Source organism: Ruegeria profundi (assembly GCF_049800715.1).
In the GTDB taxonomy this organism is placed as follows: domain Bacteria; phylum Pseudomonadota; class Alphaproteobacteria; order Rhodobacterales; family Rhodobacteraceae; genus Ruegeria; species Ruegeria profundi_A.
Map to the genome: position 1 here is coordinate 126,411 of NZ_JBNAFO010000001.1, position 25,835 is coordinate 152,245.

21 protein-coding genes and 1 tRNA gene are annotated in these 25,835 nt (G+C 57.3%); 14 read left to right on the plus strand and 8 right to left on the minus strand.

Annotated elements, in window-relative coordinates; translation table 11 throughout:
* Window positions 1-36: 36 nt before the first annotated feature.
* Window positions 37-110 (plus strand) — tRNA-Gly (locus ACP15L_RS00630).
* A 164-nt stretch (window positions 111-274) separates the two neighbouring features.
* Entirely contained in the window at window positions 275-1,210 is a 936-nt protein-coding gene (locus tag ACP15L_RS00635) for a glycosyltransferase (protein WP_425083196.1), read from the plus strand.
* Between the two features lie 214 nt (window positions 1,211-1,424).
* On the opposite strand, the gene ACP15L_RS00640 is transcribed toward ACP15L_RS00635, so the two are convergent.
* Window positions 1,425-3,473 carry an ASKHA domain-containing protein gene (locus tag ACP15L_RS00640; RefSeq protein ID WP_425082761.1) on the minus strand — a complete coding sequence of 683 codons (2,049 nt, stop codon included), beginning with the start codon at window positions 3,471-3,473 and terminating at the stop codon, window positions 1,425-1,427.
* A gap of 219 nt (window positions 3,474-3,692) precedes the next feature.
* Here ACP15L_RS00640 and guaB point away from each other — a divergent pair, with 219 nt between their 5' ends.
* The 3 genes from guaB (at window position 3,693) to ACP15L_RS00655 (ending at window position 8,772) form a co-directional block, all read left to right on the plus strand.
* Window positions 3,693-5,141: an IMP dehydrogenase gene (guaB, locus tag ACP15L_RS00645; protein ID WP_170374314.1), complete on the plus strand. Its 1,449-nt coding sequence runs from the start codon at window positions 3,693-3,695 to the stop codon at window positions 5,139-5,141.
* A 75-nt stretch (window positions 5,142-5,216) separates the two neighbouring features.
* Entirely contained in the window at window positions 5,217-6,374 is a 1,158-nt protein-coding gene (locus ACP15L_RS00650; RefSeq protein ID WP_425082762.1) for an RsmB/NOP family class I SAM-dependent RNA methyltransferase, read from the plus strand.
* Between the two features lie 106 nt (window positions 6,375-6,480).
* The gene (locus ACP15L_RS00655; protein WP_425082763.1) at window positions 6,481-8,772 is read left to right on the plus strand and encodes an ATP-binding protein; all 2,292 of its coding nucleotides are present in this window, start codon (window positions 6,481-6,483) and stop codon (window positions 8,770-8,772) included.
* Between the two features lie 3 nt (window positions 8,773-8,775).
* Here the strand turns inward: ACP15L_RS00655 and ACP15L_RS00660 are convergent, their stop codons facing one another.
* Window positions 8,776-9,369, minus strand: a complete 594-nt coding sequence (locus ACP15L_RS00660) for a gamma-glutamyl kinase (protein ID WP_425082764.1) — start codon at window positions 9,367-9,369, stop codon at window positions 8,776-8,778.
* 192 nt (window positions 9,370-9,561) lie between these two features.
* On the opposite strand from ACP15L_RS00660, the gene recA reads away from it, so the two are divergent.
* The 4 genes from recA to ACP15L_RS00680 all read left to right on the plus strand — a co-directional run bounded on the left by recA (window position 9,562) and on the right by ACP15L_RS00680 (window position 14,735).
* Entirely contained in the window at window positions 9,562-10,629 is a 1,068-nt protein-coding gene (gene recA / locus ACP15L_RS00665) for a recombinase RecA (protein WP_170373677.1), read from the plus strand.
* A 179-nt stretch (window positions 10,630-10,808) separates the two neighbouring features.
* The gene (alaS, locus tag ACP15L_RS00670) at window positions 10,809-13,481 is read left to right on the plus strand and encodes an alanine--tRNA ligase (RefSeq protein WP_425082765.1); all 2,673 of its coding nucleotides are present in this window, start codon (window positions 10,809-10,811) and stop codon (window positions 13,479-13,481) included.
* Window position 13,482: 1 nt separating this feature from the next.
* Window positions 13,483-13,770, plus strand: coding sequence for a DUF1330 domain-containing protein (locus ACP15L_RS00675; protein ID WP_425082766.1), 288 nt, complete (start codon window positions 13,483-13,485; stop codon window positions 13,768-13,770).
* Between the two features lie 341 nt (window positions 13,771-14,111).
* Window positions 14,112-14,735, plus strand: coding sequence for a transglutaminase-like cysteine peptidase (locus tag ACP15L_RS00680; RefSeq protein WP_425082767.1), 624 nt, complete (start codon window positions 14,112-14,114; stop codon window positions 14,733-14,735).
* 122 nt (window positions 14,736-14,857) lie between these two features.
* Here the strand turns inward: ACP15L_RS00680 and ACP15L_RS00685 are convergent, their stop codons facing one another.
* From ACP15L_RS00685 to ACP15L_RS00710, 6 genes are all read right to left on the minus strand, one after another.
* Window positions 14,858-15,409: a hypothetical protein gene (locus tag ACP15L_RS00685; RefSeq protein WP_425082768.1), complete on the minus strand. Its 552-nt coding sequence runs from the start codon at window positions 15,407-15,409 to the stop codon at window positions 14,858-14,860.
* A 289-nt stretch (window positions 15,410-15,698) separates the two neighbouring features.
* On the minus strand, window positions 15,699-17,516 hold the full coding sequence (gene typA, locus ACP15L_RS00690) for a translational GTPase TypA (protein ID WP_170548782.1): 1,818 nt from the start codon (window positions 17,514-17,516) through the stop codon (window positions 15,699-15,701).
* Between the two features lie 76 nt (window positions 17,517-17,592).
* Window positions 17,593-17,928: a DMT family transporter gene (locus ACP15L_RS00695; protein WP_170373682.1), complete on the minus strand. Its 336-nt coding sequence runs from the start codon at window positions 17,926-17,928 to the stop codon at window positions 17,593-17,595.
* 478 nt (window positions 17,929-18,406) lie between these two features.
* Complete coding sequence (locus tag ACP15L_RS00700; RefSeq protein WP_425082769.1) at window positions 18,407-19,564, minus strand: HD domain-containing protein; 1,158 nt, start codon at window positions 19,562-19,564, stop codon at window positions 18,407-18,409.
* Window positions 19,561-19,806 (minus strand): hypothetical protein, encoded by a 246-nt coding sequence (locus ACP15L_RS00705; protein ID WP_170373684.1) that lies wholly within the window; start codon window positions 19,804-19,806, stop codon window positions 19,561-19,563. The genes ACP15L_RS00700 and ACP15L_RS00705 overlap by 4 nt, the downstream gene beginning before the upstream one ends.
* Window positions 19,806-20,459 carry an alpha/beta hydrolase gene (locus tag ACP15L_RS00710; RefSeq protein ID WP_170373685.1) on the minus strand — a complete coding sequence of 218 codons (654 nt, stop codon included), beginning with the start codon at window positions 20,457-20,459 and terminating at the stop codon, window positions 19,806-19,808. Before ACP15L_RS00710 ends, ACP15L_RS00705 begins: the two co-directional genes overlap by 1 nt.
* Before the next feature lie 175 nt (window positions 20,460-20,634).
* On the opposite strand from ACP15L_RS00710, the gene ACP15L_RS00715 reads away from it, so the two are divergent.
* The 5 genes from ACP15L_RS00715 to sufD all read left to right on the plus strand — a co-directional run bounded on the left by ACP15L_RS00715 (window position 20,635) and on the right by sufD (window position 25,835).
* Complete coding sequence (locus tag ACP15L_RS00715; protein ID WP_170665147.1) at window positions 20,635-21,093, plus strand: Rrf2 family transcriptional regulator; 459 nt, start codon at window positions 20,635-20,637, stop codon at window positions 21,091-21,093.
* 51 nt (window positions 21,094-21,144) lie between these two features.
* Window positions 21,145-22,188 carry a cysteine desulfurase family protein gene (locus tag ACP15L_RS00720; protein WP_425082770.1) on the plus strand — a complete coding sequence of 348 codons (1,044 nt, stop codon included), beginning with the start codon at window positions 21,145-21,147 and terminating at the stop codon, window positions 22,186-22,188.
* Window positions 22,189-22,206: 18 nt separating this feature from the next.
* Window positions 22,207-23,727 (plus strand): Fe-S cluster assembly protein SufB, encoded by a 1,521-nt coding sequence (sufB, locus tag ACP15L_RS00725; protein WP_170548773.1) that lies wholly within the window; start codon window positions 22,207-22,209, stop codon window positions 23,725-23,727.
* 72 nt (window positions 23,728-23,799) lie between these two features.
* On the plus strand, window positions 23,800-24,555 hold the full coding sequence (gene sufC, locus ACP15L_RS00730; RefSeq protein ID WP_170373689.1) for a Fe-S cluster assembly ATPase SufC: 756 nt from the start codon (window positions 23,800-23,802) through the stop codon (window positions 24,553-24,555).
* Window positions 24,555-25,835 (plus strand): Fe-S cluster assembly protein SufD, encoded by a 1,281-nt coding sequence (gene sufD / locus ACP15L_RS00735; RefSeq protein WP_425082771.1) that lies wholly within the window; start codon window positions 24,555-24,557, stop codon window positions 25,833-25,835. Before sufC ends, sufD begins: the two co-directional genes overlap by 1 nt.

Sequence of the window (25,835 nt, forward strand, 5' to 3'; positions counted from 1 at the left end):
AGTTCCTCAGGTGGCGATGGTATCTCAAATTTCGCGGCGGGTATGATGTAATGGTAGCCTGTCAGCTTCCCAAGCTGAACGCGCGGGTTCGATTCCCGCTACCCGCTCCATAACATTATACTTTAGAAAGCATCGCGTTATGTAAATGTACCGATGATCGAAGTAGGTGCGTCTTAGGCGGGCTCGAAAATTTGTCGCGCCTCACGCGCTAAGATACAAGGCGTAAGCGGGTTCAATACCGTTTGAAAGGTAATGGAATATGTCGCCGAACACGATGTCTTCTGAAAAATTGGCACCTGTGTGCCTTTTTGCGTTCAACAGACCACAACATACCCTTTCGGTGATCGAAACTCTGAAGGCCTCGCCTTTGGCCAAAGAAACTGAAGTTTACGTCTTTATAGACGGTCCCCGGTCTGGGGATGAACGCGCATTGGTTGATGAGGTTGCAGGACTGTTCTCTGACTTGCAGGGGTTTGCCAAGGTCCATCTGTCACGACGCGAAGCGAATGCTGGGCTAGCGACCTCGATCATCGAAGGCGTTTCGCATGTTGTTGAAACGCATGGTCGGGTCATTGTTCTGGAGGATGACATCGTTACGTCACCAGCTTTCCTAAGTTACATGAATAAAGCACTACAACGTTATGAAACTGATGCGAATGTCTGGCACATTTCAGCCTACTGTGAGCCATACTCAAAAGAGGACACCCAGCGCGGTTTGTCCTTCCTGCGTTTCATGAGTTGCTGGGGTTGGGCTACTTGGGCAAACCGTTGGTCGCACTTCGAAAAGAATCCCGAAGAGTTGATCTCAAGCTTCTCTGACGAGGAGATTTTCAGGTTCAATCTGGATGGCGCGGCAGATTTATGGGTGCAAGTGTTGGACAACGCACGAGGCGAAATCAACACATGGGCCATCTTCTGGTACGCCACGATTTTCCGGAATCGCGGGCTTTGCCTTTCGCCCCACGAAAGCTACGCTGAAAACATCGGTCTCGACGGATCCGGGGTGCATTGTGGCGAGGATCTAAATCGCCCAGAACGAGCGTTGAATACCGATGGGTCGCCGCATTTCCCCGATATTATCGCCGAAGATGGAACGGCTCTGGAACGTTTGCGGGCATACAAAGACCCCAAACTGACTAAGACGCAGAAGCTTGCTCGTGAATGGCGGAGATTGCGCGGCCAAGCGCGGAGACTGTTTGGTGCCGCCTAGTCTACGACGCACACCTCTCATCTCTGGCGAAATGGTTGACGCAAACTCCCGTCGTCTGCCGTTGTTTTACAAGAATATTGGCCGTAGTTGCGTTCTGCTTTTTTGCTGTTCTTCGAAATGTAGTTCGGTGGGCCCGAAAACGCTGAATTCGGCTCTTCGTTCAAGTGAAGGCCCACAAATTGATGTGAGCCTTCCGCTGCTTTAAAACCTCAACTTACGATCGTCTGCGACGACGACGTCCTCCGCCGGCTTCGGTTTCCCCACCACCGGTGTTAAAGGACGGTGCGGGAAGGGTGACGACCTGTGCGAGTTCCGGGAATGGGTCGGTTTTGTGCGGGATCGCATTGGCGGCGACGAAGTGGTCTTGGAACTTCGGCTCGATGGCGGTCTCGATCTTGGTGATCTCGCGCACGACGCGCTCGATCTCGGCGCGCGAGCCGATGTTGCACAGTGCAATCCGGGCGCCGGTGCCAGCCGCGTTGCCCGCGCTGGAGACCTTGTCGAGCGGTGCATCCGGGATCATGCCCAGAACCATCGCGTGCTTGGTCGAGATATGCGCGCCAAAGGCCCCGGCCAGAACCACGCGATCCACTCGGTCGACCTCCATCTCGTCCATCAATAGGCGCGCACCCGCATAAAGTGCCGATTTCGCCAGCTGGATGGCCCGGATATCGCCTTGAGTGACGGTGATCCGAGGGCCACCTTCCGCGCTGGAATCATAGATCAGATAGGCGTGTGTGCGCCCTTCAGGAACACAGCGAGGGGTGCCGGTTTGCTCCGCCGATCCGATCAACCCACTTTCGTCCAGCAGACCCGCGATGCGCATTTCGGCCACGGCCTCGATAATCCCGGACCCGCAGATGCCGGTGATTCCGGTGGTGGCGATGTCCTGATCGAACCCGTCCTCATTCGACCATTTCTCGGACCCGATCACGCGGAAACGGGGTTCCTTGGTGACGGGGTCGATCTCGATCCGTTCAATCGCACCAGGGGCGGCGCGTTGGCCAGAACTTATCTGCGCGCCTTCGAACGCTGGCCCTGTAGGCGACGAGCAAGCCAGAACACGGCTGGTATTGCCGAGCAGGATTTCGGCATTGGTGCCCACGTCCACGATCAGCACGAGGTCTTCGGACTTGCCGGGCTCTTCCGACAGGGCAACGGCGGCACAGTCGGCGCCCACGTGACCGGCGATACAGGGCAGGATGTAGATCTGCGCGCGCGGGTTCATTGTGGTCAGGTCCATCTCACGCGCGGGCAGGGACATGCTTTCCGAAGTCGCCAGCGCAAACGGAGCTTGCCCCAGTTCGACCGGGTCCAGACCCAGCAGCAAGTGGTGCATGACCGGGTTACAAACAAACACCGTCTCAACGATCAGGCTTGCGTCAATGCCCGCTTCTTCCGCGATCGAGGTGGTCAGGTCATTGATCGCCTCGCGCACGGCCTTGGTCATCTCCTGATCGCCGCCGGGGTTCATCATGGCGTAGGAAACGCGGCTCATGAGGTCTTCGCCGAAGCGGATCTGGGGGTTCATCAGGCCCGAGGATGCCTTGACCTCACCTGTCTCCAGGTCGGTCAGATGCGCGGCAACCGTTGTCGAGCCGAGGTCGATGGCCAAACCAAAGAGACCCCCTTCGTGCAGGCCGGGCCAGATTTCGACGATGCGGGCCACCGGGTCCTTATGACCTTTGTGAACGGCAACAGTGACTTCCCATTTACCTTTGCGCAGAACCGGTTGCAGCTTCGACATCAGGGACAGATCTGCGGTGACGGCCTCGATCTTCCACTGCTCGCGCAGGGCACGTTCCAGACGCTCCAGATCGCCGGTGGGCGAGTGCATATCGGGTTCCTCGACTACGACGAAATAGAGCCGCGTGGCCGGGTCCATGGTGATGGCGCGCGCAGCTGCGGCCTTGCGTACAACCTGGCGGTGAACCTGACTTTCGGGCGGCACGTCGATCACAACATCACCCTGAACCGAGGCCTGACAGCCCAAACGACGACCGGGTTTCAGGCCACGTTTGTCGTCATAGCGCTGCTCGACCGCGTTCCATTCGCTCAGCGCGTCTTCCGAGACCGTCACGCCGTGCTTGGGGAACTCGCCGTAGCTAGGCGTGATCTGACATTTCGAGCAGATGCCGCGCCCTCCGCAAACCGAATCCAGGTCAACGCCCAGCTGTCGGGCGGCGGTCAGAATCGGGGTGCCAACGGGAAAGTGCCCGCGTTTGCCCGAGGGGGTAAAGACGACAAGGGGGTCGGTGGTCATGGTCGGCCTGCCTAAATTGTGTTCGCGCGTATGCCGGGGAAGATATGAGTTTATTCACAAAGGGAAAGCCCTGACAGCGGCACGTTTTGTACAACGAGCGTCGTTTTGTGACGTGCTATTCCCACCCAAGGGCAAACAACTTGGGTTCTGGGGCTTTTCCTTCGGGTCAATCCATGCAATAGGGTCACCGCCAAACGGGCTTTTGCATGGGGTTTGATGATGCAGATTCGTGAGGCACTTACCTTTGACGACGTACTTCTTGTTCCGGGCGCATCTTCGGTGCTGCCGGCAACGGCGGATACGACGACGCGCGTGACGCGTCAGATTTCCATGAACATCCCGCTGCTCAGCTCGGCCATGGATACTGTGACCGAGGCGCGCATGGCCATCGCCATGGCGCAGGCCGGTGGGATCGGTGTGATCCACAAGAACCTGTCGGTCGAGGAACAGGCCCGCGAGGTACGCCGGGTGAAGCGGTTCGAATCGGGCATCGTCTACAACCCAGTGACGCTGCGCGCCGATCAGACGCTTGCAGACGCGCAGGCGTTGGTTCAGCGCTACAACTTCACGGGTTTCCCGGTTGTGGACGAGCAGGGCCGTGTTGTAGGCATCGTGACCAACCGGGACATGCGCTTTGCCACGTCGGATGACACGCCGATCAAGGCCATGATGACCTCGGACAATCTGGCGATGCTGCAAGAGCCCGCCGATCTGGAAGAGGCCAAATCCCTGATGCGCGCCCGCCGGATCGAAAAACTGCTGGTCGTTGATGGTGAGGGCAAGTTGACCGGTCTTTTGACCCTGAAAGACACGGAACAAGCCGTTCTGAACCCGACGGCCTGCAAGGACCACCTGGGCCGTCTGCGCGTTGCCGCCGCGACCTCCGTCGGGGATGCGGGGTTTGAGCGTTCGGAACTGTTGGTCGACTCGGGTGTCGACATCATCGTCGTCGATACCGCTCACGGCCATTCCGAAGGTGTTCTGGAGGCGGTCAAGCGCGCCAAAACGCTGTCGAACGAAGTTCAGATCATTGCAGGTAACGTCGCAACGGCTGACGCCACCAAAGCGCTGATTGATGCGGGCGCGGATGCGATCAAGGTTGGCATCGGGCCGGGCTCGATCTGTACCACGCGGATGGTGGCCGGTGTCGGGGTGCCTCAGCTGACGGCGATCATGGACTGCGCCTCAGCCGCCGGAGATGTGCCGGTGATTGCCGATGGTGGTATCAAGTTCTCGGGCGATTTCGCCAAGGCCATCGCGGCGGGTGCGTCATGCGCCATGGTCGGTTCGATGATCGCGGGTACGGATGAAAGCCCGGGTGAGGTGATCTTGTATCAGGGCCGTTCGTTCAAATCCTATCGTGGCATGGGCAGCTTGGGTGCAATGGCGCGCGGCTCGGCGGATCGCTATTTCCAGAAGGATGCCGCCAATGACAAGCTGGTGCCTGAAGGGATCGAAGGGCAGGTGCCCTATAAAGGCTCTGCCGGAGCGGTTGTTCACCAGCTGGTCGGCGGTCTGCGCGCGGCCATGGGCTATACCGGCTGTGCCACAGTCGAAGAGATGCGCAAGAACTGCAATTTCGTCAAAATCACCGGTGCGGGTCTGAAAGAAAGCCACGTGCATGACGTGCAGATCACCCGCGAGAGCCCGAATTATCGGGTTATGTGATCTGGTGATCTGTTGCAGGCGGCGCCCCTACGCGGGCGCCGTTTCGCGTTCTTGGAAAACCCGACGGAGAGAAAGATGACACCGGCAGCTCGTGTTCAGGCCTCAATCGAGATCCTTGACCAAATTCTGGACGGCGCGCCCGTTGAAAAAGCCCTAACTGGGTGGGCGCGGCGCAGCCGGTTCGCAGGTTCCAAGGATCGCGCGGCGGTGCGGGATCACGTTTTTTCGGCCTTGCGCTGCAAACGGTCCTTTGCGGCGCTTGGGGGGGCTGAGACGGGTCGGGGCCTGATGATCGGATCGCTGCGTGCTGCGGGGCAGGCGCCTGACACTCTCTTCACTGGCGAACGCCACGCGCCTGCGCCGATTGAAGCGTCTGAGCAGGGTCGCGGTTTCGTATCACTGGCCGAGCAGTTTGATATTCCAGACTGTCTCTGGCCCCGGTTTTCGGCGTCTTTGGGGGATGCAGCCACGGACGCCGCGGCGGCGCTGCAAAGCCGCGCTCCGGTGCATCTTCGGGTCAATTTGCTCAAAACAGACGTGGAAGGCGCGGCCCGTGCTTTGGCGGCTGACGGGGTTCAAACTGACCTCCATCCCGCCTGCGAGACGGCTCTGACCGTGATTGAGGGCGCACGCAAGGTTGCTCAAAGCTGGGCTTATCTGGACGGTCTGGTCGAGCTACAGGATGCAGCCAGTCAGGCGGTTGTGGCGGCTTTACCGCTCAAACCCGGTCTGCGCGTTCTTGATTATTGTGCCGGCGGTGGCGGGAAATCACTGGCCCTCGCGGCCCATCGTGGGGTCGAGGTGTTTGCACATGACATCAACCCGAGGCGCATGCAGGACCTGCCGAACCGTGCTGACCGCGCGGGCGTAAGAGTAACCTGCGTTGAGACCGCGGAACTAGCCGGTTTCGCGCCCTTTGACATCGTACTGGTCGATGCGCCCTGTTCCGGCAGCGGCTCGTGGAGGCGCGCTCCGGCCGGGAAATGGGCTCTGACCGAAGAGCGTTTGATCGAATTGACCAAGCTGCAACGCGCGATTCTGGGTGAGGTCGCGGCACTGGTTCATCCCAAAGGTCTTCTCGCCTATGCAACCTGTTCGATGCTTCAGGACGAAAACGCGCAAGTTGTCGAAAGCTTTGTGTCGGAGAACCCCGATTGGATAGCGACGCTAGAGCGGAATTGGCGCATCACCGATGGCGTTGACGGGTTTTTCACTGCGCATCTGACAAAGTAGCCACTCAAAACAACCTAAGGTAGTTTTCGAAGCCTCTTAACTCTGTTAAGCGGGCATTAACTATTTTGGATCGTTATTGCTCTCAAAAAAGCTACCAGGGTCGTCCATGTCCGATTCTACATATCCGTTCTTCGGTTCCCGCTCGCGTAGAACGCCGTCAGCGGCGCGTGTTTTGGCGCTGGTTGGACTGGCCGGTCTTTTATACGTGGCGCCATATACGGGCCGGGTGCCTGCGGACTGGACGCAGGGCATGATCGTCGTAGGAGTCTCGGTCCTGTTTGCGACTCTCTGGAGTCTGATCGGGGGCCTCTTTGCCGACAAAGCTGCTCATCAAACCCTTGATGTGCTGGCTGCTTTTGTAGATCACGAGGATTGCGCAAGCGTTATTGCCGATGGAGAGGGCACTGTTCTGGTCGCCAATCCAATTGCGCGCGAACAGTTGAAAGCCAGCCCGGAGGCAACGCTGCCTGAGGTTCTGCGCTCGGTCTTCGCCAACCCGTCGAGCCTTCTACTGAGGTTGCAGACACTGGCCCAAGCAAATGGTTCAGCGGATGAGGACATCATCAAAGTTGGCGAGAATGTCCCGGTTTCGGTTGTTCGATTGGGAGACCATCTGTTCTGCTGGCGGTTCAAACTTGGTCACCAAGGGCAGTGGGACAAAATCGCCCTTCCCATACTGACCATCGGCCGGGGTGGGCGCCTTTTACACCTTAATACTGCCGCGAGGGCCTTTTTCGGCACGGCACCGGGTTCGATTGACAATATCTTTCCGAACGGATTGCCACATGATGGTCAAATCTGCTCGGTCCCTGCTTATGAGGGGGAAACGCGCGTCGCAGTCACTGGCGTATCGGCGTCGGGGGCTGAACGGCACCTCGTTTTGATGCCGGTTTCTCAACCTGTTCATCCGGAGCATGGATCCTCACTTGCCGAACTGCCTGTGCCGATCATTTGCATGACGCCCGAGGGGACCATACTGCAGGCAAACCAGATGGCGCTGGCTCTCTTGGGTGATCTCTGCCTAAACGAGACCAATATTGACCAGATCCTGCAGGGGCTGAACCATCCAATTCTCGAGTGGCTGGCGCAAACGGCATCGGGCGAGGATTCCGCCCGATCCGAATTCCAGCGACTGACCCTCGACGACAAAGAACTGTTTGTGCAGGTCACTCTGGACCGTGTTCAGATCGACGGGAAAACCCACCTCATCGCGGTTCTGAACGACGCGACCGAGTTGAAAACACTCGAGGCGCAATTTGTTCAGGGACAGAAGATGCAGGCTGTCGGCCAGTTGGCCGGTGGGGTTGCGCATGATTTTAACAATCTATTGACCGCGATATCAGGTCATTGCGATCTGCTGCTGCTGCGCCATGATCAAAACGATCCCAACTATGGTGACCTCGTTCAAATCAATCAGAATGCCAATCGCGCGGCGGCTCTGGTCAGCCAGCTTCTGGCCTTTTCGCGCAAACAGACCTTGCGGCCTGAGGTTCTGGACGTGCGCGACACCATCTCGGACCTCATCCACCTATTGAATCGATTGGTCGGTGAGAAAGTTCAATTGACGCTCAGCCATGATCCTGTCCTTAAGCCTGTGCGTGCTGATAAACGGCAGTTGGAGCAGGTGTTGATGAATCTCGTCGTTAATGCGCGCGATGCGATGCCTGAAGGCGGTGAGATTCGCATCGAAACCGAGTTGCTGGGCCTGACCGAGCCCTTACGCCAAGACCGGGCCACGGTTCCGCCCGGCGATTACATGACCGTCAAGGTGATCGACAGTGGGGTCGGTATTCCCGCCGACAAACTGCAAAAAGTATTCGAGCCGTTCTACACGACCAAACGCACGGGCGAGGGGACTGGGCTTGGCCTTTCCACCGTTTATGGGATCGTCAAACAGACGGGAGGCTTTATATTCGTAGATAGCGCTGTCAGTCGCGGCACCGAGTTTTCCCTGCTCCTGCCGGTTTGCGTCGAAGCGAAGCCCGTCGCGGTTCAGCCCGAAGATGTGCCGGATTCCAAAACCGCGCGTCAGGGTGAGGGCGTCGTGCTTCTGGTCGAGGATGAAGCACCGGTACGCGCCTTCGCGACCCGTGCGTTGCGCCTGAAGGGCTATACGGTGCTCGAGGCGGAATCCGCCGAGGATGCTTTGACCTTGCTGGAAGATTCCGACCTGAATGTCGACGTGTTCGTAACGGATGTGGTCATGCCCGGAATGGACGGCCCGACCTGGGTTGCCAAAGCCATGGAGACAAGGCCCGATGTCCGGGTCGTGTTTGTCTCGGGCTATACCGAGGGCGCGTTTGGCGACTCGGGCCCCCAGGTTCCGAACTCGACCTTTCTGCCCAAACCATTCTCTTTGACGCAACTGACTGAGGCCGTTTTTCAGCAGATGAACTGACGCCTATTGCGCCGCGTCATAGACCGCAAAATCGGCCCTAGAATGCTTGCGGTATGCCGCTTCGGTTTCAGAAGACAGAATTGTCTCTGCGGGTGGCGAGACGTTCTCGCGCTGCAAAGTGAAGTCGTAGTTCAATCGGCTTTGCAGGAATTCCACGATTCTGTCCTGATGGTCGTATTTGAAAACATAACTGGCCCCAACGCCGTTGTTTCGGGGGCGGAAGAACTGACTCTGACTGCCGACATTGGCAAATTCGGGCTGAGGGGTCTGCATATAGGCCTGCACGAAGGCGTCGAAGCTAACATCGCGCGTAGAATGCGGATGACCTATGCGATCTTCGCGCCGACGAAACCTGTACCAGCTGCCCAGCCAATCAATGGGTTCACGGACAACGGCCATGATTTCCATCTCGGTGTCGTACATTTTGCGGAACATGTTCTGAATGAATCTGTCATATCGGCGCACCGGTGCGTGTTTCAGCTCGGGCGGGTGGGTGATCACAAGATCGGCTCGGGCGCGCAACGCGGAGTGATATGCGGTGCTGCCGGTTTTGGGGACAGATAATAACGCAAGGCGTTCCTTATAGAAAACAAGCATTTAGCGTTCCCATGTCGATGATAATTCCGATGACAGATTGGCGTAAACGGATCTTTAACACAATTGGCCAAGAGTAGGTTCTGTAAGTTTTAGTTGAAATGTTCTCTTTTTAGTCCCATAAGGAACAAGAGGCGAACAAAGCAGCGATTGCCGCCCGGCAAAGGGTGTGACAAAAGGGAAGGCGACAGGACAATGGCGGATCTTCTGACGATGAGCGACAAGAAAAACGCGGACAAGCAAAAGGCGCTCGATAGCGCGCTGGCCCAGATCGAACGGCAGTTTGGTAAAGGCTCGATCATGAAACTGGGCGAGGATGCCAAGCAGGATATCGAGGCGAGCTCGACCGGCTCTCTGGGTCTGGATATTGCGCTGGGAATCGGCGGTCTGCCAATGGGCCGGATTGTTGAGATTTACGGGCCTGAAAGCTCAGGCAAAACAACGCTGACCCTGCATTGTATTGCCGAACAGCAAAAGCGCGGCGGTGTCTGTGCGTTTGTCGACGCAGAACATGCGTTGGATCCGCAATATGCCCGTAAGCTGGGCGTTGATCTGGATGAACTACTGATCTCGCAGCCTGACACTGGTGAACAGGCGCTGGAAATCACCGACACACTGGTCCGGTCTGGCGCGGTGAACATGGTCGTGGTCGACTCGGTGGCGGCGCTGACGCCGAAATCCGAATTGGAAGGCGACATGGGCGACAGCAACGTCGGCGTTCAGGCCCGTCTGATGAGTCAGGCGATGCGCAAACTGACCGGCTCGATCAGCCGTTCGAACTGCATGGTAATCTTCATCAACCAGATTCGGATGAAGATCGGCGTGATGTTTGGCAGCCCGGAAACCACGACCGGTGGCAACGCGCTGAAGTTCTACAGCTCGGTTCGTCTGGACATCCGCCGTATCGGCGCAATCAAAGATCGAGATGAAGTGGTCGGTAACCAGACCCGTGTCAAAGTCGTTAAGAACAAGGTGGCCCCTCCGTTCAAACAGGTGGAATTTGACATCATGTATGGCGAAGGCATCTCGAAAATGGGTGAACTGCTGGATCTGGGCGTCAAAGCCGGTGTGGTCGAGAAGTCGGGTTCGTGGTTCAGCTACGGGGATGAGCGGATCGGGCAGGGTCGTGAGAATGCAAAGCAGTATCTGCGCGATCACTCTCGGATCGCTTTGGATATCGAGGACAAGATCCGCGCGGCCCATGGTCTGGACTTCGACATGCCGCCCGGAGCGGCCGAGGATGACGATATCCTCGAGGCCTAAGGAACGCGCGAGAGGGAACACCAGAAATCTCCCGGCGCTCCGACAGTGCTGAGAATAACTTAAACAGGGCGGTCCGTCGGGGCCGCCTTGTTTCGTTTGGAAGGTCAATGCTGTGGACACTCTGCAGGCACGGCGATAAACCTGCGCAGACCATTATGATTGCGCGCTGAGAGAGCCCTATGCCAACGTTGAACGACATCCGATCGACCTTTCTGAACTACTTTGCCAAGCAGGGGCACGAAGTGGTGGCGTCCAGCCCTCTGGTGCCGCGCAATGATCCGACTTTGATGTTCGTGAACTCGGGCATGGTGCAGTTCAAGAACCTGTTCACCGGTGTCGAAACCCGCGACTATCAGCGTGCAACCACCGCGCAGAAGTGTGTGCGAGCTGGCGGCAAGCATAATGACCTCGACAATGTGGGCTATACGGCGCGCCACCACACCTTCTTTGAGATGCTGGGGAACTTTTCCTTCGGTGACTATTTCAAGCACGACGCGATTCCCTTCGCGTGGGAGTTGATCACCAAGGAATTCGGCATCGACAAAAACCGTCTTCTGACCACGGTCTATCACACCGACGACGAAGCCTTTGAAATCTGGAAGAAAGTCGGCGTTCCTGAAGATCGCATCATCCGCATCGCGACCAGCGACAATTTCTGGCAGATGGGGCCGACCGGACCCTGCGGGCCATGTACCGAAATTTTTTATGACCACGGCGATCACATCTGGGGCGGCCCTCCGGGATCGGCCGATGAAGATGGCGACCGGTTCATCGAAATTTGGAATATCGTTTTCATGCAGAACGAGCAGTTCGAGGACGGCTCGATGGTGGAACTCGACATGCAGTCGATCGACACCGGCATGGGGCTGGAGCGGATCGGCGCGCTGTTGCAGGGAAGCCATGACAACTACGACACCGACCTGTTCAAAACACTAATAGAGGCCTCGGCGGACGCGACCGGCGTTGATCCTTATGGCGATCAGAACGTCCACCACCGCGTGATCGCAGACCACCTACGGTCTACTTCATTCCTGATTGCTGATGGCGTGATGCCCAGCAATGACGGGCGTGGCTATGTTCTGCGCCGGATCATGCGCCGCGCCATGCGTCATGCGCATCTTTTGGGCGCGAAGGATCCGGTGATGCACCGGCTGGTGCCCTCACTCGTACAGCTGATGGGCGCTCAATACTCGGAACTGGGGCAGGCGCAGGCCTTGATCGAAGAGACTCTGCTGCTGGAAGAAACACGGTTCAAGCAAACGCTGGATCGCGGCCTGAAACTGCTGGATGACGAGGTCGCAGGCTTGCCCGAAGGCGCGGCCCTCCCTGGTGATGCGGCGTTCAAGCTTTATGACACCTATGGTTTCCCACTCGATTTGACCCAGGATGCCCTGCGGGAAAAAGGCCGGACCGTCGATACTGACGGGTTCGATGCGGCCATGGCAGAGCAGAAGGCCAAGGCCCGCGCAGCATGGGCCGGGTCGGGCGAAGCCGCCGATCAGGCGGTCTGGTTTGACGTGGCTGACAGCGCTGGCGCGACCGATTTCCTGGGCTATGATACTGAAAAGGCTGAGGCTCAGATTGCAGCGCTGATCGTCGATGGCGCTCTGGTCGACAAGATCGAACAGGGTGGCAGTGGCTGGGTCGTCGTGAACCAAACACCGTTCTATGGCGAGGCTGGTGGTCAGGTCGGCGACAGTGGTGAGCTACGCCGCCTCGATGCGCGCGAAGAAATTGCGCGCGTTGAAGACACCAAGAAATTCGCCGATGGCAAAGTCTATGCACACAAGGTGACCGTGGATCATGGCACCCTATCCAAAGGTGACGCGGTTGAGCTAGAAGTGGATCATGCGCGCCGTTCGGCCATTCGTTCCAACCATTCTGCCACGCACCTTTTGCACGAAGCTCTACGAGAGACTTTGGGCAATCACGTAGCTCAGCGGGGTTCTTTGAATGCCTCGGATCGTTTGCGGTTCGATTTCAGCCATTCCAAGGCTCTGACGCTGGAGGAAATCCAAAAGGTCGAGCGTGAGGTGAACGATTTCATCCGCCAGAACTCGAGCGTAGAAACCCGGATCATGACGCCGGACGACGCACGTGAACTGGGTGCTCAGGCTTTGTTTGGTGAGAAATACGGCGACGAAGTTCGCGTTGTTTCGATGGGTAAGGCGCCGACCGGCAAGGGCCAGGATGGCGAGACCTGGTCGATTGAACTTTGCGGTGGCACGCATGTCCGTCAGACCGGCGATATCGGCACGTTTGTTGTGCTGGGAGACAGTGCAAGCAGTGCGGGTGTTCGGCGGATTGAGGCTCTGACGGGCGATGAAGCCTTCCGCTATCTGTCCGCGCAAGATCACCGCTTGGCACAGATCGCGTTAGAGCTGAAGGCGCAGCCGGATGACGTGGTTGCCCGCGTAAAATCGCTGCTGGATGAGCGGAAAGCCTTGCAAAACGAAGTCTCTCAACTGCGCCGGGATCTCGCTATGGCAGGCGGAGCCGGGCAGGGCGGCGGCGCGGAAGAGACTGAGGTCAATGGCGTCAAGTTTCTGGCCCAGGCACTCAGCGGTGTGTCCGGCAAAGATCTTCCTGCATTGATCGACGAACACAAAAGCCGACTGGGATCTGGCGCGGTTCTGTTGATCGCGGACACAGGCGGCAAAGCGGCTGTCGCGGCTGGGGTCACTGCGGACCTGACCGATACGGTTTCTGCGGTTGATCTGGTCAAAGCCGCAGTGGTTGAGCTAGGCGGCAAAGGCGGCGGTGGTCGCCCGGATATGGCCCAAGGTGGCGGCAAGGACGCGAGTAACGCAGATGCGGCGATCAAAGCCGCCGAACAGGTATTGGAGGGATAAGATGGCTGCTCTTTGGATTGCACATGTCACGGTAACTGACGCCGAAGCTTATGGAAGATACGCAGAGCTGGCAGGACCCGCGATCGCACAGCACGGCGGAGAGTTCATCGCGCGTGCCGCGCGTTACGTACAGCTCGAAGGTAAGGAGCGTCCGCGCAATGTGGTCGCACGTTTCCCTTCAGTTGAGGCTGCGGTCGAGTGCTACAACTCCGCCGCATACCAAGAAGCGCTCGATCACGCCCGCGGGGCAAGCGAGCGCGAATTGGTCGTTGTTGAAGTCACCGACTGAGAATCAGCTGTTTCAGCAGAGTCGGTTTGACGGACTCGGCGAAAATCATCACATGAATCGCTGCGCGGCTTCCATTTCCTTCTTGGGGGTCGCGATTGCATTGAAAGTTCGTTAAAAAACAATACATTGCAACGATTCAACATTCTAACCCAGTCATAAATGTGGCGGATTGCCCTCAATTCTTGCCCGAAATTGCCGCGGATTGTGACGAATTTCCGCCTTTTTTACCCCTGATCCTCAACACTGATTGCGTCAACAGAGCCAGTTGCTGTTAAAGTCGGAATACTTCGACACCCTGATTGGCCGGATTCACGCGGGCAAACATGGATTGAGGAACGGGCATGAAACATTCGACATTAGGTTTTTCGGCGAGTATTCGATTGGTCGCCCGTTTTTCAGTGCGCTCAGTTAGGGTTTGCGCTCTGGTCCTGACGTCGTTCTTCACTGCCTCTGTGGTGCAGGCGTCCGAGGGCGCGTTCATCACTGCTATTTCGGCCTCTCCGCCACCGTCCGGAGCACAACAGCTATGCCGTCAATACAGCTGGGCCTGCTCGAGCCAAAAGGCGGCATCGTTGACGAGCAAGCAGGAGATGCAGATCGTCAAAAAAGTGAACTTACAGGTCAACGCTTCCACTCGTTCAATTACAGACCAATCGCAATACCGTCAGCGAGAGTTTTGGGCCTTGCCGACGACTAGGGGCGGTGACTGCGAAGACTTTGCCTTGTTGAAAAAGCGGAATCTGATCAAAGCAGGCATTGACCCCAGCAAGCTCTTGATCGCCACTGTCCTGGATAGGCGTCGGAACGCGCACGCTGTATTAGTCTATCGATCAGCTCAGGGTGATCTGGTTCTGGACAACTTGACCAATAGCATCAAACCTTGGAAAGCGACCCGGTATCTTTTTCTGAGAATGCAAGACCCTAAGCAACCACGCCGTTGGGTTGGTGTCTACGGGAACAGTTGACCAAATCTACAACCCAGAGAGCTAAGGGCGCCAGTTTGGACGCCCTTTTTGACTTTTTTGGTAGACAGTAATCCTGTTGTTGGAATTGTGTCCTAAGCAGGATTTGCGGCCTCAGAACAATGTTATGCGGTGTCGCCGCCCTTACTACTGTCGGTGCCGCCCTTACTACTGTCGGTGCCGCCCTTACTACTGTCGGTGCCGCCTTTATTACTGTCGGTGCCGCCCTTATTACCGTCGGTGCCGCCCTTATTACCGTCGGTGCCGCCCTTATTACCGTCGGTGCCACCTTTGTCGTCAGGACCACTGTCCCCACCTTTACGATTATCAGATGGATCAGATGGACCACCCCCAACTTCTGGATTTCCGTCGGGACTTCCATCACCTGACCTTTGTTCCGCTAGCCCAGTTGATGCAGTCGGAATGTCAGACAGCAGCGCTGCCAATTGCGGGCATTCAGCGCCAGTACGGGCTAGATAATTGCCAAAGTCTGCGCGGCGCTGAATATAACGGATCATTCCTGATGTAACTGCGGAACATTCACACAAAACTTCAGGTGAGCTTGCAGCCTTCCGCGCCGTCGAGACTGTGCATGCGGCTTGTGCAGCTGAAACGCCTACCATTTGAATGGCTACTGCTGCGGCGATAACTTTTAGTTTACTGGAATGGATGCCCATGATGGAACTCCTCGGTACTCGTTAATCTCTGCGTCGAACTTATGCACCAAAACCAAATGGGCTTGTATGAACGACGTCACACTTTGGACAAGTTTACACCTTTTTAAGGTCGAACTTACAAGTCGCCGCCGACTTGGCGAGATTGCCAAAAGACCGGAAAAATCGCAAAAATCATGAAAAACCAATAAGAAAGGCCAGTCGAGGGCTGACCTTTCCTAGAATACCATTTTTCAGGTTTGAGGAAATAATGTCACAAAAATGGCATTGTTTCCCAATCGAGAACGACGTTTTATCCGGCTTTCGCCATCCGTTTCCGCTCATGCGGGTCAAGGAATCGCTTGCGAAGACGGATTGCGTTGGGCGTCACCTCGACCAATTCGTCGTCATCAATATAGGCGATGGCTTCTTCCAGCGAGAACTGGATGTGGGGCGTCAGGCGCACCGCGTCGTCCGAGCCGCTGGCCCGCACGTTGGTCAGCTTCTTGCCTTTCAGCGGGTTCACTTCCAGGTCGTTGTCCCGGGAATGTTCACCAATCACCATGCCCTGATAGACATCAGTCTGAGGGCCAACGAACATGCGGCCACGCTCTTCGAGGTTCCACAGGGCGTAAGCGACGGCCTGGCCGTTCTCCATCGAGATCAGAACGCCTGCGCGACGGCCCGGGATCTGACCTTTATGTGGGGCCCAGCCGTGGAACACGCGGTTCAGAACACCAGTGCCGCGGGTGTCCGTCAGGAACTCTCCGTGATAACCGATCAGGCCACGGGACGGCACATGCGCGATGATCCGGGTCTTGCCGGCGCCGGCGGGGCGCATCTCAACCAGCTCGCCCTTGCGAGCACCGGTGATCTTTTCGATGACCGCACCAGAATATTCGTCATCCACGTCGATCGTGACTTCTTCGACGGGCTCAAGCCGTTGACCATCTTCCTCGCGGAATAGAACCTGCGGACGCGAGATGCTGAGCTCGAACCCTTCGCGGCGCATATTCTCGATCAGAACGCCCATCTGAAGTTCGCCGCGTCCGGCCACTTCGAACGCCTCGCCGCCTGGTGTGTCGGTGATGCGGATCGCGACGTTGGATTCCGCTTCTTTCATCAGACGGTCACGGATCACACGAGATTGCACTTTTTTGCCGTCACGACCCGCCAGAGGCGAGTCGTTGATGCCGAAGGTCACGGTGATGGTTGGCGGGTCGATGGGTTGCGCGGGCAGGGCCTCTTCAACCTGCGGTGCGACCAGCGAGTCCGCGACAGTGGCTTTGCTCATGCCTGCGATGGTCACGATGTCACCGGCCTCGGCTACATCGATCGGCTGTTGTGCCAGACCACGGAAGGCCAGGATTTTCGATGCGCGGAAGTTCTCGATCAGCGAGCCATCGCGGCTGAGCGCCTTGAGGCTGTCGCCCGCTTTCAGAGTACCGCTTTCCACACGGCCCGTAAGAATACGACCGATGAACGGATCGCTGCCCAAGGTAGTAGCCAGCATGCGGAAAGGCTCGTCCTTCTTTTCGGCCTGTTTGGGGGCAGGTACGTGATCGACGACCAGATCAAACAGCGCGGTCAGGTCCTTGCGCGGCCCGTCCAACTCCATATCCGCCCAGCCCGAACGGCCCGAGGCATACATGGCTGGGAAGTCCAGCTGATCATCATCTGCGCCGAGGTTGGCAAACAGGTCGAAACACTCATCCAGGGCTCGGTCGGGCTCGGCATCGGGTTTGTCGACCTTGTTGAGGACCACAATGGGGCGCAGGCCCAGTGCCAGCGCCTTGGAGGTCACGAATTTGGTCTGAGGCATCGGGCCTTCAGCTGCGTCAACCAGCAGGACAACACCGTCCACCATACTGAGGATACGCTCGACCTCACCGCCGAAATCGGCGTGGCCTGGGGTGTCGACGATGTTGATGCGCGTGCCTTTCCATTCGACCGAGGTCGCTTTGGCCAGAATGGTAATGCCGCGCTCGCGTTCCAGATCGTTGCTGTCCATGGCGCGTTCCGCCACGGCCTGATTTTCCCGGAACGCGCCGGATTGTTTGAGCAGCTCATCCACCAGGGTCGTTTTACCGTGGTCCACGTGAGCGATGATTGCGATATTGCGCAGGTCCATGAGAGGTCAGCCTTTGAACGGGAAGTTGCCCGGCGCATAGCGCGGCTTGACCCAATATACCAGCCCAAACCGGCGTTCAGTGACCTGCGGTCTTTGAAAACAGATGAATGATCAGGATTCCGGCCAATATCAGGGCCAGCCCCAGAACCGCCCAAAGGTCGAGCTTTTGCCCAAACACCACAAAGCCGATGATTGCGATGAAAAAAATCCCAAGCCCGGACCAGATCGCATAGACGATACCCACCGGCATGTATTTCAACGTCAGCCCCAACAGGTAGAACGCCACTCCGTAAGCAACTACGACCAGAACCGAAGGCCAGAAGCGCGAGAATTGCTGACTGGCCTGCAAGGCCGTTGTACCCACGGTTTCGGCAAAGACGGCCATCAGCAGGATCAGGTAGGCTTTGGGCATGATCTCGACCTTTTGCATGCAAATCACGCGTGAATTCTCAACATGAAACAGGCTGCCCCGGCAAGCACATTCGGTTGTTTGGGTGTGTGGAGCCACAAGATAAAGGTCGGGTATACCTGACTACGATCTGATCACAATTTATGCAAATAACAGAACAGTATTTGTTGATTTGTTTTCGAGTTTTTCAATGACTGTGTTTATTAAATACGTCGTTTTTGCTTCGACTCTTATTGCGGCGCTAGGGTGGCTTGCAGACGGGGGGTCCGTCAGTTCTGATGCAACCCAATTGTTAGTTGGTTTCTTTGTTTTGTAGTTTTGGCGTTAATCAAGATCCAAGCAGGGAAAAGGGCCGTTTTTGGCCCTTTTTCTTTTGCCTATGGCGTTTCAGGATTTACATGAGCCACAAAGTGACACGAATGTCCCGAGAACGCTGAAAGCGTGGCAGGGTATTGGTGTCTCAGGTTTACTTGGAAACGCTTTAATCTCTAGCTGAAACCGTGAAGTAATCCGCCAGGTGCGGTTGCAACCAATCCCAAAGACCGGGCGCGCCGCGTTCGATGGCGGGCCGTACCCGCGCTTCGATCTGAGGGTAGGTCACGGCATAGTCCACCCACGAGCCGCCGCCCGTTTCAAGATTGGCAATTGGAGTCTGAAACCGATCAACAGCCTTGGCGAACCGCGCATCTGCCGAGTTGGCGCTCTCAAACTCATGCCAGAGATCCGAAAACGCCTGCATTTGATCCTGGGGCAATAATCCGAAAAGGCGTCGCGCTGCAGCCTCTTCCTTTTGAGCTTGGGCGGCGTGATCGACCTGAGCGTGGATCGGGTGATCTCCCGCGTCGATCTCGACAATATCGTGAAGCAGCAGCATGTGCAGGACGCGGTTCAACTGGACCTCAGCATCGGAATGTTCGGCCAGAACCCATGCGTACAGCATGATGTGCCACGAGTGCTCGGCCGAGTTTTCGAACCGATCGACCGCCATCAGGCGCGACGCGCGCATGACGGATTTCAACTGATCTGCCTCAACCAGAAACGTCAGCCGTTGGGTGAAGCTGTTATCCTCGGTCGGTGCTTCCGACAATAACGCAACCGCGTGTTCATAGGCTTGAGGCAGCGCCTCACTCAGATAAGCCGCGCGCCCGGTCGCGAGGTTCTCACGGGCGATCTCTATATGGTCGGGCCGTTTAGGAGAAGCATACAGCACCTGAAACAGGGGCTGACACCGGTCGAGCATCTTGGCGAACTTGGCGTCGGGCGTCTGGTCAGCTTCGAATTCCGTCCAAAGGTCCAGAAAACCCTGGGTCTGGTCTGGCGGCAATAGACCGAACAAGTCCAGAGCCGCGGCGTGTTCGGCCTTGGCGACGCTCTGCCAGTCGGTCTCGAGATGGATTGGGTGGTCGCCCACAATGATCTCGACCAGATCGTGCAGCAACAACATGCGGATGACCCGATCAATTGACACATCCGGCCCGGCCAGAGGCCCCATGACCAGCGCCCAAAGCGCAAGATGCCAGCTATGTTCTGCAGAGTTTTCCGGGCGAGACTGATCCAGCAGGGTGTTTGCCCGATCCACCGTCTTCAACTTGTCCGCTTTTTTCAGAAACGCGATTTGCGCGGACAGTCGGTCATTCATTGTTTTTCAATCGCTTTCAGCTTGGAGCGGTGATCTGTCAGGCGTTTGATCACGAATTGGCGGGCTTGACGTTCGGACAGGCGCACGCGGATTTCGGTCAGAAAGGCCTCTTCCAGAGACTGGGAAGAGGCCGCCAGCAAGTTGCCGACCTCCATATAAAACCGGTCATCGCCGGTTTCATCCATGACCTTCAATGTATCCTCGGCCAGTTTGGCAGCGAGGGTATTGATGGTGTCTGTCATCAGCGCGTGTTCTCGGTCAGGCGGCGTTTCACATAATCGCTGACATCGGTGATGAGCGTGTCCATGTGCTGATCCTGGAAGAAGTGATCCGCGCCTTCGACTTCATTATGCGTGATCGTGATGCCCTTCTGCTCATGCAGCTTGTTGACCAGCGCGGTTGTATCCGCCGGAGGCGCCACGCGGTCGGACGAGCCGTTGATGATCAGGCCCGAAGACGGGCAGGGGGCGAGGAACGAAAAGTCGTACATATTCGCCGGGGGCGACACGCTGATAAAACCGGTGATTTCCGGGCGGCGCATCAACAACTGCATTCCGATCCAGGCACCGAAAGAGAAGCCCGCAACCCAGCAATGCTTGGAGTTGTTGTTCATCGACTGCAGGTAATCCAGCGCCGATGCCGCATCGCTCAACTCGCCTACGCCTTGATCATATTCGCCCTGGCTGCGGCCCACGCCGCGGAAGTTGAAGCGCAACACGGTGAAGCCCATGTTGTAGAACGCGTAGTGCAGATTATAGACCACCTTGTTGTTCATGGTCCCGCCGAACTGAGGATGCGGGTGAAGCACGATGGCGATCGGTGCGTCTTTTTCCTTTTGCGGGTGGTAGCGGCCTTCCAGGCGGCCTTCGGGTCCGGGAAAAATCACCTCGGGCATGTGTGCTTTGGTCCTGTCTTTATCTTGGGCGCCGGGAAATACTTGACTGTATTCGTTGGGCACCTTAGAACGGTTCTAAATGTGATATCCTGCGCAACGCGCTGTCAGTCGGAGATACGCACTGGCGGCGGCGGCGTCAATGATTTCGCGTCCAACTTGCCGAAGGGAAATGACAATGAAGCTGTCGACAAAGGGCCGGTATGCCATGGTGGCGCTGGCGGACATTGCGCTGCAGCCCTCGGACAAGATCGTGACACTGGGTGAAATCTCGGAACGGCAGGATATCTCGCTACCGTATCTTGAGCAGTTGTTCGTCAAATTACGCCGGGCCGAGCTTGTGACCTCAACCCGAGGTCCGGGTGGGGGATATCGCCTTGCACGACGGCCATCTGAGATCCGCGTGGTCGAGATTCTGTCCGCCGTCGATGAAACGGTGGATGCTATGGCCAAGGGGGCCGGGGCCTCGGGCGCGTCCTCGGGCAGCCGGGCGCAATCCCTGACGAACCGTCTTTGGGAAAGCCTCAGCGCACATGTCTATGTGTTCCTGCATCAGACCCGTCTGTCTGACGTGATCAAGAATGACCTCGCGCCCTGTCCGGCGGTTCCGAACCTGTTTGCTGTTGTGGATGAGTGATCCGTAGCCTCTGAGTACAAGTTTCAGAAATATCTGGGAAAAGATGACTCCATGAATCGTGTTTATCTCGATCATAACGCCACAACGCCTTTACGGTCCGAAGCACGGGACGCGATGATCGCGGCAATGGATGTCTGCGGGAACCCATCGTCGGTCCATGCCGAGGGTCGCGCGGCGAAGGCTTTGATCGAACGCGCACGGGCGCAGGTGGCATCGGCTTTTGGGGCTGATGGTGCGGATATCATATTTACCTCAGGCTCGACCGAAGGCGCCGCTTTGGCTTTGGCGGGTCGAAATCTGCACGGTGCATCAATTGAGCATGACGCGGTAAGAGCATGGATTGCCAAGGATATCTTGGTTTCTTCGGACGGGATGGCCACTGTGAGCGATCCAGCGAATGCGACGCTGCAAGTCGCGAACTCGGAAACGGGTATCGTGCAAACGCTGCCCAAGGGGCTGGCGGTGACCGATGCGACCCAGGCATTTGGCAAACTGCCGATTGCGTTCAACTGGATGGACATTCAGATGGCGCTAGTGTCTGCGCATAAACTGGGCGGGCCGAAAGGGATCGGAGCTGTCGTGATGAAACGCGGCACGGACCTGCCTGCTCAGATCAAGGGCGGCGGGCAAGAGATGGGCCGGCGCTCTGGAACCGAAAATGTCATTGGGATCGTGGGGTTCGGGGCCGCTGCTGAAGCTGCTGCCAGAGATCTCGCCAATGGCGTTTGGGAGCAGGTCAAAGAATTTAGAAATATTCTAGAAAACGCCCTTGAGGCTGGTGAAAGATCACCTATTTTTGTCGGGAAAGACCAGACTCGCCTGCCAAACACGTCATGTTTCGCGTCGCCCGGCTGGAAGGGTGAAACGCAGGTCATGCAGATGGACCTGTCTGGTTTTGCGGTCAGTGCGGGCTCGGCCTGTTCAAGCGGAAAGGTCCGCGCCAGCGCTGTTCTGACTGCGATGGGATTTGATGAGGGGACGGCAGCCAGCGCAATCCGCGTGTCACTGGGACCTCTGACTACCAAGGAAGATGTGCTGCGTTTCGCCGAAACGTGGCTTGAGAAAGAGAAAAAGCATCGCGCGCGGGCCGCGTGATCTGACGGAGGGTAAACAATGGCCGCTTTGGACCAGACCCAGGTAAAAGAGGGTGTCGATCAGGAAACCGTGGATGCGGTACGCGAGGTCAGCACTTATAAATACGGCTGGGAAACCGAGATCGAGATGGAATACGCGCCCAAAGGCGTGAATCCAGATATCGTTCGACTGATCTCGGAGAAGAACGAAGAGCCCGAATGGATGACCGAATGGCGTCTGTCGGCCTTCGAACGCTGGACCAAGATGGAAGAGCCGAAATGGGCCATGGTCAACTACCCTGAGATCGACTTTCAGGACCAATATTACTATGCCCGTCCAAAATCCATGGAAGAGAAGCCCAAATCCCTGGATGAGGTCGACCCCAAGCTTCTGGCCACTTACGAAAAGCTGGGTATCCCTCTGAAAGAACAGATGATTCTGGCAGGCGTTGAAGGCGCAGATGATATGCCCGCCGAGGGTCGCAAAGTGGCCGTCGACGCCGTGTTTGACTCGGTTTCTGTCGGCACGACCTTCCAGGCCGAGTTGAAAAAGGCCGGCGTGATCTTCTGCTCGATCTCGGAAGCGATCAAAGAGCATCCTGAACTGGTGAAGAAGTATCTGGGCACCGTGGTTCCGGTGTCGGACAACTTCTATGCCACGCTGAACTCGGCTGTGTTCTCGGATGGCTCGTTCGTCTACATCCCGCCAGGCGTCCGCTGCCCGATGGAGCTCAGCACCTATTTCCGTATCAATGCGGAGAACACCGGCCAGTTCGAGCGTACCCTGATCATCGCTGACAAAGGCTCTTACGTATCTTACCTGGAAGGCTGCACCGCGCCTCAGCGCGACACCGCGCAGCTGCATGCGGCTGTTGTCGAGATCATCGTCGAAGAAGATGCCGAGGTGAAATACTCGACCGTTCAGAACTGGTTCCCCGGGGACGAGAACGGCAAGGGCGGTATCTATAACTTCGTGACCAAGCGTGCCGATTGCCGTGGGGACCGCTCCAAGGTGATGTGGACGCAGGTGGAAACCGGCTCGGCCGTGACTTGGAAATACCCGTCCTGCATCCTGCGCGGCGAGGAAAGTCAGGGCGAGTTCTACTCGATCGCGATTGCCAACAACTATCAGCAGGCCGATACCGGCACCAAGATGGTTCACCTAGGCAAGAACACCAAGTCGCGCATCGTCTCCAAGGGCATCAGCGCAGGCAAGGCGCAGAACACCTATCGTGGTCTGGTCTCGATGCACCCGAAGGCCAAAGACAGCCGCAACTACACCCAATGTGACAGCTTGCTGATCGGCGACAAATGCGGGGCGCATACAGTGCCGTATATCGAGGTCAAAAACAACTCGAGCCGCGTCGAACATGAGGCAACGACCTCAAAGGTGGATGACGATCAGCTGTTCTACTGCCGTCAACGTGGCATGGACGAGGAAGAGGCCGTGGCGCTGGTCGTCAACGGGTTCTGCAAAGATGTGCTGCAGGCGCTGCCGATGGAATTTGCGATGGAGGCCCAGCAACTGGTGGCCATCAGTCTCGAAGGGTCTGTGGGTTAAACCCAAGCTTCTCTGAAATCAGAATTTACGCGGGGGCCGCGCGCCCTCTTGCGATACGCAAAAGGACAAAACATGCTGGAAATCAAGAACCTGCACGTACAGCTTGAAGAAGAAGACAAGCAAATTCTCAAAGGTGTGGACCTGACGGTCGAGGCCGGCAAGGTACATGCGATAATGGGGCCAAACGGCTCGGGCAAGTCCACGCTCAGCTATGTGCTGTCGGGGCGCGATGGCTATGAGGTCACCGAAGGCTCTGCCACGCTGGACGGCGAAGACCTGTTGGAGATGGAGCCGGAAGAGCGCGCCGCAGCTGGTGTGTTCCTCGCGTTCCAATACCCGGTTGAGATCCCCGGCGTCGGCAACATGACCTTCCTGCGCACCGCTGTGAACGCGCAGCGAAAAGCACGTGGCGAAGAGGAACTGTCGGCTGCTGACTTCCTGAAACTCGTTCGCGAAAAGGCGAAGTCGCTGAAGATCGACGCGGATATGCTGAAACGCCCGGTCAATGTCGGTTTCTCGGGCGGTGAGAAAAAGCGTAATGAAATCCTGCAGATGGCGATGCTGGAGCCCAAAATGTGCATTCTGGACGAGACCGACTCGGGCCTCGACGTGGATGCGATGAAGCTGGTCTCCGAAGGCGTGAACGCGCTGCGGGATGAGGGCCGTGGTTTCTTGGTCATCACCCACTACCAGCGCCTGCTGGACCACATCAAACCGGATGTCGTTCACATCATGGCCGATGGGCGTATCGTGAAATCGGGCGGTCCTGAGCTGGCACTGGAAGTTGAAAACAACGGTTACTCCGACATTCTTGCCGAGGTGAACTGATGGCCTTACCGCAAGCAAAACAGACTGCAACCGAAGAGCGTCTGGCCTCACTGACGATGCCTGATCCCGGATGCACCAAGGCAGCGCGCCAAGCGGCTTTGGCCCGGGTGCGAGAAATGGGGCTTCCAAGCCGTCGCGACGAATACTGGAAATATACGCGTCCAGATACGCTGGTCTCGGCCCATGCGCCCAAGGCTGCCATTTTCGACTCGGGCGAGCCGATGGTGTTCAACGATGTCGATCGGCTGCAAATCGTATTCGTCGATGGTGTGTTCGACGCCGAAGCCTCGGATGATCTGAGCCTCGAAGGTGTTAAGGTCGACCGGCTGGAGGATATCTGCTGCAAGGATATCCACTGGGCCAAGGATCTTTACGGCAAGCTCGAGGAACGTGGCCAAAGCCCGGTTCAGCGGCCTCTGGCTGCTTTGAACACCGCATTCGCGACCGACGGCGTTGCCATCCATGTAACCGGCAAACCGTCGAAGCCGATCAATCTGGTGTACCGTCACGAGTCGGAAGACTCGGACGCGATCCTGCACCACGTGATCCGCGTGGAAAGCGATGCCGAGGCCACGATTCTCGAGAATGGTCCGGCCGCGTCGCGCTTCAACAAATGCATGGAGATCGACATCGCCGACAACGGGACCTTGCACCACGTCCGTGCACAGGGCCGGGATCATGAACGCCGGGCCGCGACCCATATGTTCACGCGGCTTGGTCAGGAATCGACCTACAAGTCGTTCACCCTGACCGCCAATGGCGTGCTAACCCGTAACGAGCAGGTGGTTGAACTGACCGGTGACGACGCCGTAGCCCATGTGGCCGGAGCCTGCGTCGGGGACGGTGATTTTCACCACGACGACACCGTTTTTGTAACTCATGACGCTGTGAATTGCGAAAGTCGTCAGGTGTTCAAAAAGGTCCTGCGCAACGGCGCGACAGGCGTTTTCCAGGGCAAGATCCTTGTGAAGGAAGGCGCGCAGAAGACCGATGGCTACCAGATCAGCCAGTCGCTTTTGCTGGACGATGACAGCCAGTTCCTCGCTAAGCCTGAGCTTGAAATCTACGCCGATGACGTTGCCTGTTCGCACGGGTCGACCTCGGGCGCGATTGATGAGACGGCCTTGTTCTACCTACGTTCGCGCGGGGTTCCGACGAAGGACGCCACCAACATGCTGACGCTGGCTTTCCTTGCCGAAGCGGTGGATGAGATCGAGGACGAGACACTGGCCGAAGAGATCGTGACCCGTCTGGAAGGCTGGCTTTCGCGTCACAGCTAA

Bases quoted from the DNA above. Each gene is read 5' to 3' on its own strand.
- ACP15L_RS00695 (WP_170373682.1), bottom strand. From the start codon at position 17,928: ATGCCCAAAGCCTACCTGATCCTGCTGATGGCCGTCTTTGCCGAAACC.
- ACP15L_RS00635 (WP_425083196.1), top strand. From the start codon at position 275: ATGTCTTCTGAAAAATTGGCACCTGTGTGCCTTTTTGCGTTCAACAGA.
- guaB (WP_170374314.1), top strand. From the start codon at position 3,693: ATGCAGATTCGTGAGGCACTTACCTTTGACGACGTACTTCTTGTTCCG.
- ACP15L_RS00640 (WP_425082761.1), bottom strand. From the start codon at position 3,473: ATGACCACCGACCCCCTTGTCGTCTTTACCCCCTCGGGCAAACGCGGG.
- ACP15L_RS00685 (WP_425082768.1), bottom strand. From the start codon at position 15,409: ATGGGCATCCATTCCAGTAAACTAAAAGTTATCGCCGCAGCAGTAGCC.
- ACP15L_RS00720 (WP_425082770.1), top strand. From the start codon at position 21,145: ATGAATCGTGTTTATCTCGATCATAACGCCACAACGCCTTTACGGTCC.
- ACP15L_RS00700 (WP_425082769.1), bottom strand. From the start codon at position 19,564: ATGAATGACCGACTGTCCGCGCAAATCGCGTTTCTGAAAAAAGCGGAC.
- ACP15L_RS00675 (WP_425082766.1), top strand. From the start codon at position 13,483: ATGGCTGCTCTTTGGATTGCACATGTCACGGTAACTGACGCCGAAGCT.
- ACP15L_RS00660 (WP_425082764.1), bottom strand. From the start codon at position 9,369: ATGCTTGTTTTCTATAAGGAACGCCTTGCGTTATTATCTGTCCCCAAA.
- alaS (WP_425082765.1), top strand. From the start codon at position 10,809: ATGCCAACGTTGAACGACATCCGATCGACCTTTCTGAACTACTTTGCC.
- sufC (WP_170373689.1), top strand. From the start codon at position 23,800: ATGCTGGAAATCAAGAACCTGCACGTACAGCTTGAAGAAGAAGACAAG.
- ACP15L_RS00705 (WP_170373684.1), bottom strand. From the start codon at position 19,806: ATGACAGACACCATCAATACCCTCGCTGCCAAACTGGCCGAGGATACA.
- ACP15L_RS00650 (WP_425082762.1), top strand. From the start codon at position 5,217: ATGACACCGGCAGCTCGTGTTCAGGCCTCAATCGAGATCCTTGACCAA.
- ACP15L_RS00710 (WP_170373685.1), bottom strand. From the start codon at position 20,459: ATGCCCGAGGTGATTTTTCCCGGACCCGAAGGCCGCCTGGAAGGCCGC.
- sufB (WP_170548773.1), top strand. From the start codon at position 22,207: ATGGCCGCTTTGGACCAGACCCAGGTAAAAGAGGGTGTCGATCAGGAA.
- recA (WP_170373677.1), top strand. From the start codon at position 9,562: ATGGCGGATCTTCTGACGATGAGCGACAAGAAAAACGCGGACAAGCAA.
- sufD (WP_425082771.1), top strand. From the start codon at position 24,555: ATGGCCTTACCGCAAGCAAAACAGACTGCAACCGAAGAGCGTCTGGCC.
- typA (WP_170548782.1), bottom strand. From the start codon at position 17,516: ATGGACCTGCGCAATATCGCAATCATCGCTCACGTGGACCACGGTAAA.
- ACP15L_RS00715 (WP_170665147.1), top strand. From the start codon at position 20,635: ATGAAGCTGTCGACAAAGGGCCGGTATGCCATGGTGGCGCTGGCGGAC.
- ACP15L_RS00655 (WP_425082763.1), top strand. From the start codon at position 6,481: ATGTCCGATTCTACATATCCGTTCTTCGGTTCCCGCTCGCGTAGAACG.
- ACP15L_RS00680 (WP_425082767.1), top strand. From the start codon at position 14,112: ATGAAACATTCGACATTAGGTTTTTCGGCGAGTATTCGATTGGTCGCC.